The organism is Pseudomonas sp. R38(2017) (genome assembly GCF_002112395.1).
Lineage (GTDB): Bacteria > Pseudomonadota > Gammaproteobacteria > Pseudomonadales > Pseudomonadaceae > Aquipseudomonas.
Genome location: NZ_NEHN01000003.1, coordinates 485909 through 498338, shown reverse-complemented (window position 1 = coordinate 498338; position 12430 = coordinate 485909). Strand labels below are relative to the sequence as shown.

Here is a 12430-nt window from a genome sequence, read left to right as displayed (position 1 = left end):
GCGGCGCCTTTATCCTTGGCAACGCTGGAGCCTGTCCCCTCTACGTGAAGGAACAGGCTGGTCTGCAAATCAACGTCTTGGCAGGAACTGCAGCGGATCCACAGGTTTACCTTGTCGGCGAATCTCAAAATGCAGTTTCACCCGGTCTGTACCCGTTGACCCCATTTCGGCAATTGTCTGTCCGACCTTGACCTGCTGCCCCTCCCGTACCAACAGCCGACGGTTGTGTCCGTAAGCACTGACGTAGGTTTCGCTGTGTTTGATGATGACCAATTCGCCGTAGCCCCTTAAGCCACTCCCGGCGTAAACCACCGTCCCATCAGACGCAGCTAAAACAGGCTGTCCCAAATCTCCGGCGATATCAATTCCTTTATTCAAACTACCGTTTGAAGAGAATTTACCAATCAGAATGCCATTAGATGGCCATCCCCAGCCGGTCGGGGCCGGGCCCGGTGGAGGCAATGGAGCCGGCGCCGGCTTGTTGGCGACGGACGGTACAACAGCCGCAGAAGCCGCCCCGGAACCGGTGGTTGTGGTGGTCGTCGTACCATTCGCCTGGCGCCGGATTATCGTGGTTTTGCTCGACGAAGACGGTGCAGATCCGCTGTTGCTCGCCTCGGCAGTCGACGTTGAACCAGGACGCCCGTCGAAGCGAATTGTCTGACCCGGGTGGATCGTATACGGCGTAGGAATATTGTTCCGGGCAGCGAGGGCTTTGTAGTCCCAACCGTAGCGAAACGCGATGGAAAACATCGTGTCGCCCGGACGGACTACATACTGCCCGGTCGTCACTGTAGGACGCTGGGCCACCGCATTGTTGCGATCGACGACCCGCACGTTGCTCGATTTGGTGCTGGAGCAACCGACCAGCAAGGTGCTCAAGACAAGGCCAGTCACCAGGCGCTGAAAGCTCGTGTTACCCATACGCTGCGCAATGACTGTGAGACTCACCCGCCGCTCCCTTTGTGGTGGCTGAAAAAATGTGGAATGCCGATTTCGGCACGTAGCTTCGCAAGTATAACGGGCGAAACAGGGTTTACCTTTAATGAAGCTATATCGCTCGACGCACACGTTTGCTCATCGACGATAAATCCTGTTGAAACAATCGGTGCCGCTGTAAGACAGGCGCTCTGGCAAGGAATTCAGCGTGAGCAAATAAATGCTCAGGCCAGCGGCCCGTTGAGCAATGGCACGAAACGAACAGCCCCGAGCACGTGTCGGGAGAAGCCGTTTTCTTCGCGCACGATCAGCATCAATTGCTGGACTTCACCCGAGCCGACCGGGATTACCATCCGCCCGCCCGGTGCCAGTTGATCAAGCAAAGCCTGAGGAACATCGGTCGCCACCGCAGTGACAATGATGCCGTTGTACGGCGCCAGCGCCGGCCAGCCTTCCCAGCCATCGCCCCAGCGGAACACCACGTTGCGCAAGTTGAGTTCGACCAGGCGTTCCTTGGCCCGATCCTGCAGTACCTTGATCCGCTCTACAGAGAACACGCGCTCGACCAGTTGCGACAACACCGCCGTCTGGTAACCGGAACCGGTGCCGATCTCCAGCACCTTGTCCAGCGGTCCCGCCTCGAGCAGCAGCTCGCTCATGCGCGCCACCATATAAGGCTGGGAAATGGTCTGGTTGTTGCCGATCGGCAGTGCGGTGTCCTCATAGGCACGGTGCGCCAGCGCTTCATCGACGAAAAGGTGTCGCGGGGTCCGACGGATCACTTCCAGCACGCTGGCGTTGGAAACACCCTCTTCGTATAGACGCTGGATCAGGCGCTCTCGGGTTCGCTGGGACGTCATCCCGATGCCGCTGCGCAGCCTGTCGTCTTGTTCACGAGCCATTAATTGAGCCCCTCCAGCCAGCGGTCGAGACTTCTGAAGGCATCATTGAAGGTGCGATCGAGCTGCAACGGAGTGATGGATACGTAACCCTGCATTACCGCATGGAAATCGGTACCCGGCCCGCCGTCTTCCGCGTCACCTGCCGCCGCAATCCAGTAACCGGCCTTGCCACGCGGGTCCACGACTTTCATCGGTGCCGCCGCACGGGCGCGATGGCCGAGACGGGTCAGTTGAATGCCGCGAATGCGATCGATCGGCAGATTAGGAATGTTCACGTTCAACACCGTGCGCGGTGGCAGATCGAGCCCGGCGTGGGCTTCGACCAGTTTGCGCGCAAAGTAGGCCGCCGTAGGCAGGTTGTCGACCAGCCGCGAAACCAGCGAGAAGGCAAACGACGGGCGCTCAAGAAAGCGGCCCTCGAGGGCGGCTGCCACCGTTCCGGAATACAGCACGTCATCACCCAGGTTGGCGCCGAGGTTGATGCCCGAAACCACCATGTCCGGCTCGCGTTCCAGCAAACCGTTGAGCCCCAGATGGACGCAGTCGGTCGGCGTGCCATTGAGGCTGATAAAACCGTTGTCCAGGTATTGCGGATGCAACGGACGGTCGAGTGTCAGCGAACTGCTGGCACCGCTCTTGTCCTGTTCCGGGGCGATAGCCACGCACTCGGTGTAATCCGCCAGCGCAGCATAAAGCGCGGCAAGACCGGGCGCAGTCACCCCATCGTCGTTAGAAATCAGAATACGCATGGGCTGTCCGTCTGCCCCACCGGTACCAGATCAACGAGTTCGCGCACCAATACGGTGGCGAAGCATCCGGCCGGGAGGACGAATTCCAGTTGCAGAATGTCAGGCTCGGGATAATGCCACGTCAACCCGTCAATGGGCAGCCGCAGGATACGACGTTCGTGGCTCATACCGGCATTAATCAACCAATCGCGCAGATCCGCCTCGCGTGCGGCAATTGCCTGCTCCAGATCATGGACAGCGCCGGCGGCCGGTGAGTCACCTTCGCCCCACTGCGGTCCTGTCGGGTGCAGATCGAGAATCGCCAGACGCGGGTCGCTGCACTCGGCAACACCTGCCGGAAAAAAGCTGCGGCTGTCGGTGAACGCCAGCAGATCGCCGACCTGGGCACGTTGCCAGGTGCCATCGGCCACCCGCGCCGCGAGTACCTGATTGAACAGAAAACTGCGCGCAGTCGACAGCAGGCGCGAACGCACATTGCGCTGCTCCGGCAGTGCCTTGCGCGCCGCCCACGAACGGGCATCGACGACGTTGCCGCCATCATGGCCGAAACGCTGGGCGCCGAAGTAGTTCGGGATACCTTGTTTGGCGATCAGCTGCAGACGCTCATCGATGGCGGCTTTATCGCCGTTGAACTGGGTCAGGCGCAAGGTGAAACCGTTGGCCGAATGCGCGCCGCGTTGCAGCTTGCGCTTGTGTCGAGTGGTCTTGAGGATTTTCAGCGTATCGTTTTCCGCCGCCGACAGATCCGGATCAGCCTTGCCCGGCAGTTGCACGCTGAACCACTGGCGGGTCAGCGCCTGACGATCCTTCAGGCCGGCATAGCTGACCGTGCGCAATGGCACGCCGGCAGCCTTGGCGATGCGTCGTGCCGCTTCTTCGGTGTTCAGACCGCGCTTTTCCACCCAGATCCACAGGTGCTCGCCGTCACCGCTGAACGGGATGTCGAGCACTTCATCGACCTGGAAATCTTCGGCGATGGCTTTCAGTACCGCGGTGCCGAGGGCGTCGCCATAGGCCCGCGGGCCGAGCAGTTGCACTTCGTTCATGCGCGCAGCAACAAGGCAACGGAATGAACGGCAATGCCCTCTTCGCGACCGACGAAACCGAGCTTCTCGGTGGTGGTGGCTTTCACGTTCACTTGATCCAGTTCTACTTGCAGATCCGCGGCAATCAGCGCGCGCATCGATTCGATATGGGGGGCCATTTTTGGCGCCTGAGCAACGATGGTGTTGTCGACGTTGCCGACCTTCCAGCCTTTGGCGTGGATCAGGCTGACCACATGACGCAGCAGCACACGACTGTCGGCGCCCTTGAATTGCGGGTCGGTGTCCGGGAAATGCTTGCCGATATCACCCAGCGCCGCCGCGCCGAGCAAGGCATCGCTCAAGGCATGCAGCAGGACGTCACCGTCGGAGTGAGCGAGCAGCCCGAAGCCGTGTGCGATTCGCACGCCGCCCAGAGTAATGAAATCGCCTTCAGCGAAACGGTGCACATCATAGCCGTGGCCAATACGCATAAAAAAACGCCCCGAATTTTGTCAGGGCGTGATTCTACCTGCATTAGCACTTTAGAGCGCGTGCGTGATGCTGCAAGTGGTCGTCAATGAAGCTGGCGATGAAGAAATAGCTGTGGTCGTAGCCCGGTTGCAGGCGCAACGTCAGCGGATGCCCCGCCTGTTTGGCCGCTTGCTGCAGCGCTTCCGGCTTGAGCTGGGTGGCCAGGAAGTCGTCGCGGTCACCCTGATCGACCAGCAACGGCAGTTTCTCGTCCGCCTCGGCAATCAGCGCACAGGCATCCCACTCGCGCCATTTCGAACGGTCTTCGCCCAGATAACGGGAGAATGCCTTCTGACCCCATGGACAATCCATCGGGTTGTTGATTGGCGAAAATGCTGACACCGATTGGTAACGTCCAGGATTGCGCAATGCACAGACCAATGCACCGTGACCGCCCATGGAGTGGCCGCTGATGCTGCGCTTATTCGACGCCGGGAAATGCGCTTCAACCAGTGAAGGCAATTCCTGCACGACGTAGTCATGCATCCGATAGTGCCGCGACCACGGTTCCTGCGTGGCATTCAGATAGAACCCGGCACCCAGGCCAAAATCCCACGCACCATCCGGATCACCCGGTACATCGGCGCCACGGGGACTGGTGTCCGGCGCCACGATGATTAACCCCAGTTCAGCCGCCATGCGCATGGCGCCGGCCTTCTGCATGAAGTTTTCATCCGTGCAGGTCAGGCCCGACAGCCAGTACAGCACCGGCAACTTGCCGCCCTGCTCTGCCTGCGGCGGCAGGTACACGGCGAACACCATGTCGCACCCCAGCACTTCGGAGCGATGGCGATAGCGCTTGTGCCAGCCGCCGAAACTCTTCTGACAGGAGATATTTTCCAGACTCATGTAGGACTCCTACGCAACCACGGTTGCACATTCGCAACCGTGGCATCGCGATTGATCAGAAATGAATGACGGTGCGGATGCTCTTGCCTTCGTGCATCAAGTCGAAGGCTTTGTTGATGTCTTCCAGACCCATGGTGTGGGTGATGAAAGTATCCAGCGGGATTTCGCCGCTTTGCGCCATGTCGACGTAGCTTGGCAACTCGGTACGGCCACGCACGCCACCGAACGCCGAACCACGCCAGACGCGACCGGTCACCAGCTGGAACGGACGGGTGGCGATTTCCTGGCCGGCACCGGCAACGCCGATAATAACCGACTCGCCCCAGCCTTTATGGCAGCACTCCAGAGCTGCGCGCATCAATTGCACGTTGCCGATGCATTCGAAGGAGAAGTCGACACCACCATCGGTCATGTCGACGATCACTTCCTGGATCGGACGATCGAAGTCTTTCGGATTCACGCAGTCAGTGGCACCCAGTTGTTTGGCGATTTCGAACTTGGCCGGATTGATGTCGATGGCGATGATGCGCGAGGCCTTGGCCTTTACCGCGCCAATCACGGCCGACAGACCGATGCCGCCGAGACCGAAGATGGCCACGGTGTCACCCGGTTTGACCTTGGCGGTGTTGATCACTGCACCGATACCGGTGGTCACGCCGCAACCGAGCAGGCAGACCTTTTCCAGCGGTGCATCCTTGGAGATCTTGGCCACGGAGATTTCCGGCAGCACGGTGTACTCGGAAAACGTCGAGGTACCCATGTAGTGGAAAATCGTTTGGCCCTTGTAGGAAAAGCGCGAGGTGCCATCCGGCATCAGGCCCTTGCCCTGGGTGGCGCGAATCGCCTGACACAGGTTGGTCTTGCCCGATTTGCAGAACTTGCACTGGCCGCATTCCGGGGTGTACAGCGGAATGACGTGGTCGCCGACGGCCACGGAAGTTACGCCTTCGCCGATCGCTTCAACGATGGCACCACCCTCGTGGCCGAGGATCGACGGGAAGATACCTTCCGGGTCAGCACCGGACAGGGTGTAGGCATCGGTGTGGCAAACCCCGGAAGCCACCACGCGCAGCAACACTTCACCGGCCTTGGGCATGGCGACATCGACTTCTACGATTTCCAGCGGCTTCTTGGCCTCGAAGGCAACGGCGGCGCGCGACTTGATCATGCTGACTCTCCAGTGAATCCATTGAATAAAAACCAGACAAGGAGTGTAGTCCAGCGCTGCTTGATGAATAATCCGGACAAAAGCAAAACATTATTGCCACACAGGGATAATCCCGATGTCCGAAAACCGCTGGGAAGGTATCGACGAGTTCGTTGCCGTTGCCGAATGCAGCCAGTTCACCGCTGCTGCCGAACGCCTGGGCGTTTCTTCCTCGCACATCAGTCGACAAATCGTACGACTGGAAGAACGTTTGCAGACGCGTCTGCTCTACCGCAGCACCCGGCGCGTCACCCTGACCGAAGCCGGCCAGACCTTCCTGCAACATTGTCAGCGGTTGCAGGACGGTCGCGAAGAGGCATTGCGTGCGGTCGGTGATCTGACCAGCGAACCCAAAGGCATGTTGCGCATGACCTGCGCCGTGGCCTACGGCGAGCGCTTTATCGTGCCGCTGGTGACCCGGTTCATGGGGCACTACCCACAACTGCGCATCGATATCGAACTGACCAACCGGCAACTTGATCTGGTGCATGAAGGCCTGGACCTGGCGATTCGCCTCGGGCGTCTTCAGGATTCTCGGTTGGTGGCGACCCGCCTGGCGCCACGGCGGATGTACCTCTGCGCGTCGCCGTCCTACCTCGAACGGTACGGTCGGCCACACAGTTTGTCGGAACTGAGCCGGCACAATTGCCTGATCGGCAGCTCGGATATCTGGCAGCTGGAACAGAACGGGCGGGAATTTTCCCAGCGAGTACAGGGAAACTGGCGCTGCAACAGTGGGCAAGCGGTGCTGGATGCGGCGCTACAAGGCGTTGGTTTGTGTCAGCTGCCGGACTATTACGTGCTTGAACATCTGCACAGCGGTGCGTTGATTTCTTTGCTGGAGGCGCATCAACCGCCGAATACAGCGGTATGGGCGTTGTACCCACAGCAAAGGCACCTTTCGCCGAAGGTGCGCAAACTGGTGGATTTTCTCAAGGAGGGCTTGGCCGAACGGCCGGAATACCGGATTTAACGACGGTTCGCCCAGCGCTGGCGCAACCATTCGAGGTCTTCCGGGCGGGTAACTTTCAGATTATCCGCACGGCCCTCGATCAGACGCGGCGCCATGCCGGCCCACTCCATCGCCGAGGCTTCGTCGGTAATCAGCGCATCGGCCACCAGACTGTCCGCCAGTGCGCGGTGCAATGCTCCGAGGCGGAACATCTGCGGGGTGTAGGCCTGCCAGATCACGCTGCGATCCACGGTTTCGATCACACGACCGTGCTTGTCGACCCGCTTGAGAGTATCGCGCGCCGGCACGGCCAGCAGACCGCCCACTGAGTCGTCGGCAAGTTCTGAAAGTAATTTATCGAGATCGTCACGGCTCAGATTGGGCCGTGCCGCATCGTGTACCAGCACCCAATCCTCATCGTCGGCACCTTGCGCGTGCAAATGCAGCAAGGCGTTGAGCACCGAACCGGAACGCTCGGCGCCACCATCGACCCGTTGAATTCGCGGATCGCTGGCGCTGGCCAGGTTCGGCCAATAAGGATCATCGACAGCAAGACTGACCACCAGCCCCTTGAGGCTCGGATGATCGAGGAAACAGCCGAGACTGTGTTCGAGAATTGTACGCCCGCCCAGTTGCAGATATTGCTTGGGACGGTCCGCGGCCATACGGGCACCGACGCCCGCGGCAGGGATCACGGCCCAGAAGGCCGGCAGGGAATCGATCATTGGGCCAACTGGTAAAGGGTTTCACCGTCCTTGACCATGCCCAGTTCGTGACGAGCCCGTTCTTCAACGGTCTCCATGCCTTTCTTCAACTCGCTGACTTCAGCGTCCATCACCCGGTTGCGCTCCAGCAGGGCTTCGTTCTCGGCGTGTTGATCAGCGATCTGCTGATTCAGTTCGGCAACCTGCGCCAGACTGCCATTACCCACCCACAGGCGGTACTGCAGACCGGCCAGCAGCAAGAGCAAGACGAGAAACAACCAGTAAGGACTGCGCATCGAATATCAGGTATCCAGTGAAAAAAGACAGCCACGCAAAAACTTGAAGCATCTGATAGCACGAAGCCTGGAATATCCAGGCTTGTGCATATAAGGCATCAGATTAGTGGCAAATCCATCGCTGTCACGACTTTTCCGACACAATCCGGTGTCTTTTTACCATCTACAACTTAACCGCGAAACTCGGAGCGACCGTTGTACTTGGCTTTGCCATTCAACTGCTCTTCGATACGCAGCAGTTGGTTGTACTTGGAAACGCGGTCGGAACGGCACAGCGAACCGGTCTTGATCTGGCCAGCCGAAGTACCCACGGCCAGGTCGGCAATAGTCGAATCTTCGGTTTCGCCCGAACGGTGCGAGATCACGGCAGTGTAACCGGCAGCCTTGGCCATCTGGATGGCTTCCAGGGTTTCGGTCAGGGTGCCGATCTGGTTGAACTTGATCAGGATCGAGTTGGCGATCTTTTTATCGATGCCTTCTTTCAGGATCTTGGTGTTGGTCACGAACAGGTCGTCACCAACCAGTTGGGTCTTGGCGCCGATCTTGTCGGTGAGGATCTTCCAGCCAGCCCAGTCGGACTCGTCCAGACCGTCTTCGATCGAGATGATCGGATAACGCTCGGTCAGGCCTTTGAGGTAGTCGGCGAAACCTTCAGCGGTGAACACCTGGCCTTCGCCAGACAGGTTGTACTTGCCGTCTTCGAAGAACTCGCTGGCCGCGCAGTCCAGAGCCAGAGTCACGTCGGTGCCCAGCTTGTAACCAGCGTTGGCAACGGCTTCGGAGATCACTTTCAGCGCGTCTTCGTTGGAAGCCAGGTTCGGCGCGAAACCGCCTTCGTCACCGACAGCAGTGCTCAGGCCACGGGCCTTCAGCACAGCTTTCAGGTGATGGAAAATCTCGGTGCCCATGCGCAGACCTTCCGAGAAAGACTTGGCGCCAACCGGCTGCACCATGAATTCCTGGATGTCGACGTTGTTGTCGGCATGCTCGCCACCGTTGATGATGTTCATCATCGGAACCGGCATCGAGTAGACACCCGGGGTGCCGTTCAGGTTGGCGATGTGTGCGTACAGCGGCAGGTCCTGATCCTGTGCTGCAGCCTTGGCCGCAGCCAGGGAGACGGCGAGAATGGCGTTGGCGCCCAGGGTCGCTTTGTTTTCAGTACCGTCCAGCTTGATCATCGCGTGATCCAGAGCTTTCTGGTCGCTTGGGTCGGTGCCCAGCAGCAGATCGCGGATCGGACCGTTGATGTTGGCTACCGCCTTGAGCACGCCCTTGCCCAGGTAACGGCTCTTGTCGCCATCACGCAGCTCGAGCGCTTCACGCGAGCCAGTGGATGCACCGGACGGCGCGCAAGCGCTGCCGATGATGCCGTTGTCGAGAAGCACGTCCGCTTCCACGGTGGGATTGCCACGGGAGTCGAGAACTTCACGACCTTTGATGTCGACGATTTTTGCCATTGTTGTAAACACTCCAAAGTTGACGAAAACGACGCAGCTAGAGGAAATCTTTTTACCGTCGGCAAGTGTTGTGCAACGGGCAGCTTGCAGACGACAACGCTCATACCCGAGGGCATGAGCGACAAATCGTGCGGTACTTTACCGGAGAATTGAGGTTTACGCGGTTTCTACCGTCGGAAAACTCTTCACCAGTTCGTCCAGGGCTTTGAGCTGGGCCAGGAATGGCTCCAGTTTGTCCAGACGCAAGGCACAAGGGCCGTCGCATTTGGCGTTGTCCGGATCCGGGTGGGCTTCGAGGAACAGGCCCGCCAGCGACTGGCTCATGCCAGCCTTGGCCAGGTCGGTGACCTGGGCGCGGCGACCGCCGGCGGAGTCGGAACGACCGCCAGGCATTTGCAGCGAATGGGTCACATCGAAGAATACCGGGTACTCGAACTGCTTCATGATGCCGAAGCCGAGCATGTCGACCACGAGGTTGTTGTAGCCGAAGCTCGAACCGCGCTCGCAGAGGATCAATTGATCGTTACCCGCTTCCACGCACTTGTTCAGGATGTGTTTCATTTCCTGAGGCGCGAGGAACTGGGCTTTTTTGATATTGATGACGGCATTGGTCTTGGCCATAGCGACCACGAGGTCGGTCTGGCGCGACAGGAAGGCCGGCAACTGGATGATGTCGCAGACCTCAGCGACGACCGCGGCCTGTTCAGGCTCGTGGACGTCGGTGATGATCGGTACGCCGAAGGCTTGTTTGATGTCCTGGAAGATGCGCATACCCTCTTCCAGGCCAGGACCGCGATAGGAGGTCACAGAAGAACGGTTGGCCTTGTCGAAGCTGGCCTTGAACACGTAAGGGATACCGAGTTTTTCGGTGACCCTCACATACTCTTCGCAAACCTGCATGGCCATGTCACGGCTTTCCAGCACGTTCATGCCACCGAACAGCACCATGGGTTTGTCGTTGGCAATCTCGATGTCGCCGACGCGGATGATCTTCTGTGCCATCGGGGTTACGCCTTCTTCTGGTGTTGAGCCAATGCTGCTTTGACGAAGCCGCTGAACAGCGGATGGCCATCGCGTGGCGTCGAGGTGAACTCTGGGTGGAACTGGCAAGCGACGAACCAAGGATGATCCGGTGCTTCGACCACTTCAACCAGCGCGGCATCGGAAGAGCGACCGGAGATCTTCAGGCCGGCCTCGATGATCTGCGGCAGCAGGTTGTTGTTCACTTCGTAACGGTGACGGTGACGCTCGACAATCACGTCCTTGCCGTAGCAATCGTGCACCTTGGAGCCGGCTTCGAGCAGGCACTCCTGAGCGCCGAGGCGCATGGTGCCGCCCAAATCGGACGCTTCGGTACGCACTTCAACGGCGCCGGTGGCGTCTTCCCACTCGGTGATCAGACCAACAACCGGATGGCCGCTGGCACGATCGAACTCGGTGGAGTTGGCGTCTTTCCAGCCCAGCACGTTACGGGCGAACTCGATGACCGCCACTTGCATGCCCAGGCAGATACCCAGGTACGGAACCTTGTTTTCGCGAGCGTATTGAACGGCAGTGATCTTGCCTTCCACGCCACGCAGACCGAAGCCGCCCGGTACGAGGATCGCGTCAACGCCTTCCAGCAGCGCGGTGCCCTGGTTCTCGATATCTTCGGAATCGATATAGCGCAGGTTGACCTTGGTACGGTTGGTGATGCCGGCGTGACTCATCGCTTCGATCAGCGACTTGTAGGCGTCCAGCAGCTCCATGTACTTGCCGACCATCGCGATGGTGACTTCGTGCTCTGGATTGAGCTTGGCATCGACGACCTTTTCCCACTCGGACAGGTCGGCGCCATTGCATTGCAGGCCGAAACGCTCTACGACGAAATCGTCCAGACCCTGGGCGTGCAGCACGGCCGGGATCTTGTAGATGGTGTCGACGTCTTCCAGGGAAATCACCGCACGCTCTTCAACGTTGGTGAACAGCGCGATCTTGCGACGCGACGACACATCCACTGGATGGTCGGAGCGGCAGATCAGCACGTCTGGTTGCAGACCAATCGAACGCAGCTCTTTTACGGAGTGCTGGGTTGGCTTGGTCTTGGTCTCGCCGGCGGTGGCGATGTACGGAACCAGGGTCAGGTGCATCAGCATCGCGCGCTTGGAACCGACTTCCACACGCAACTGGCGGATGGCTTCGAGGAACGGTTGCGATTCGATGTCGCCAACGGTACCGCCGATTTCCACCAGGGCCACGTCGGCATCGCCGGCGCCCTTGATGATGCGACGCTTGATTTCGTCGGTGATGTGCGGAATCACCTGGATGGTTGCACCCAGGTAGTCACCACGGCGCTCTTTGCGCAGCACGTGCTCGTAGACACGGCCAGTGGTGAAGTTGTTGTTCTGGGTCATGGTCGTGCGGATGAACCGCTCGTAGTGGCCCAGATCCAGGTCGGTCTCGGCGCCGTCGTGGGTGACGAACACTTCACCGTGCTGGAACGGGCTCATGGTGCCCGGGTCGACGTTGATGTACGGATCCAGCTTCAGCATGGTGACCTTAAGCCCCCGCGCCTCCAGGATGGCCGCCAATGAAGCCGATGCAATGCCTTTCCCCAAAGAAGAAACAACACCGCCCGTGACGAATATGTAGCGCGTCATGAAAAACCCTAGAAGTCTGCGTTAAAGCGGTCCGAGCCGCCGGGGAAAGCGAAGGAAGGCCGAAGCCCCCGATCACCTGCATTAATCACAGTGCACCTTTCAAAAAAACCGCCGCGTTGGGACAGACCGGAAGTGAAAACACCGGTACGTTGCTCGCTACACATTTTTTGGAATCGC

General features: G+C 59.3%; 13 protein-coding genes. 1 reads left to right on the top strand and 12 read right to left on the bottom strand.

Going from position 1 to position 12430, the window contains the following annotated elements; all coding sequences use genetic code 11:
* Positions 1–69: 69 nt before the first annotated feature.
* From CAF87_RS09060 to CAF87_RS09030, 7 genes are all read right to left on the bottom strand, one after another.
* A complete protein-coding gene (locus tag CAF87_RS09060) occupies positions 70–951 on the bottom strand; it encodes a peptidoglycan DD-metalloendopeptidase family protein (RefSeq protein ID WP_085729824.1) in 882 nt (293 codons plus the stop codon).
* 212 nt (positions 952–1163) lie between these two features.
* A complete protein-coding gene (locus tag CAF87_RS09055; RefSeq protein ID WP_170844894.1) occupies positions 1164–1799 on the bottom strand; it encodes a protein-L-isoaspartate(D-aspartate) O-methyltransferase in 636 nt (211 codons plus the stop codon).
* 41 nt (positions 1800–1840) lie between these two features.
* Positions 1841–2590: a 5'/3'-nucleotidase SurE gene (surE, locus tag CAF87_RS09050; RefSeq protein WP_085729823.1), complete on the bottom strand. Its 750-nt coding sequence runs from the start codon at positions 2588–2590 to the stop codon at positions 1841–1843.
* On the bottom strand, positions 2578–3636 hold the full coding sequence (gene truD / locus CAF87_RS09045) for a tRNA pseudouridine(13) synthase TruD (RefSeq protein ID WP_085729822.1): 1059 nt from the start codon (positions 3634–3636) through the stop codon (positions 2578–2580). The genes surE and truD overlap by 13 nt, the downstream gene beginning before the upstream one ends.
* Positions 3633–4106 (bottom strand): 2-C-methyl-D-erythritol 2,4-cyclodiphosphate synthase, encoded by a 474-nt coding sequence (ispF, locus tag CAF87_RS09040; RefSeq protein ID WP_007954821.1) that lies wholly within the window; start codon positions 4104–4106, stop codon positions 3633–3635. The genes truD and ispF overlap by 4 nt, the downstream gene beginning before the upstream one ends.
* A gap of 43 nt (positions 4107–4149) precedes the next feature.
* Positions 4150–4995, bottom strand: coding sequence for an S-formylglutathione hydrolase (gene fghA / locus CAF87_RS09035; protein WP_085729821.1), 846 nt, complete (start codon positions 4993–4995; stop codon positions 4150–4152).
* 55 nt (positions 4996–5050) lie between these two features.
* Positions 5051–6163 carry an S-(hydroxymethyl)glutathione dehydrogenase/class III alcohol dehydrogenase gene (locus CAF87_RS09030; protein ID WP_007954819.1) on the bottom strand — a complete coding sequence of 371 codons (1113 nt, stop codon included), beginning with the start codon at positions 6161–6163 and terminating at the stop codon, positions 5051–5053.
* Between the two features lie 115 nt (positions 6164–6278).
* Between CAF87_RS09030 and CAF87_RS09025 the strand changes: the two genes are divergently transcribed.
* Positions 6279–7175 (top strand): LysR substrate-binding domain-containing protein, encoded by an 897-nt coding sequence (locus tag CAF87_RS09025; protein WP_085712852.1) that lies wholly within the window; start codon positions 6279–6281, stop codon positions 7173–7175.
* Here CAF87_RS09025 and ispD read toward each other — a convergent pair.
* The 5 genes from ispD to CAF87_RS09000 form a co-directional block, all read right to left on the bottom strand.
* Positions 7172–7879 (bottom strand): 2-C-methyl-D-erythritol 4-phosphate cytidylyltransferase, encoded by a 708-nt coding sequence (gene ispD / locus CAF87_RS09020; protein ID WP_085729820.1) that lies wholly within the window; start codon positions 7877–7879, stop codon positions 7172–7174. The two genes, CAF87_RS09025 and ispD, sit on opposite strands and share 4 nt — an antisense overlap.
* Positions 7876–8154, bottom strand: a complete 279-nt coding sequence (gene ftsB, locus CAF87_RS09015; RefSeq protein WP_003222158.1) for a cell division protein FtsB — start codon at positions 8152–8154, stop codon at positions 7876–7878. Before ftsB ends, ispD begins: the two co-directional genes overlap by 4 nt.
* A gap of 170 nt (positions 8155–8324) precedes the next feature.
* Positions 8325–9614: a phosphopyruvate hydratase gene (gene eno / locus CAF87_RS09010; protein WP_085697340.1), complete on the bottom strand. Its 1290-nt coding sequence runs from the start codon at positions 9612–9614 to the stop codon at positions 8325–8327.
* A 156-nt stretch (positions 9615–9770) separates the two neighbouring features.
* Complete coding sequence (gene kdsA, locus CAF87_RS09005) at positions 9771–10616, bottom strand: 3-deoxy-8-phosphooctulonate synthase (protein WP_085729819.1); 846 nt, start codon at positions 10614–10616, stop codon at positions 9771–9773.
* A gap of 5 nt (positions 10617–10621) precedes the next feature.
* Positions 10622–12253, bottom strand: a complete 1632-nt coding sequence (locus CAF87_RS09000) for a CTP synthase (RefSeq protein WP_011332696.1) — start codon at positions 12251–12253, stop codon at positions 10622–10624.
* Positions 12254–12430: the final 177 nt, after the last annotated feature.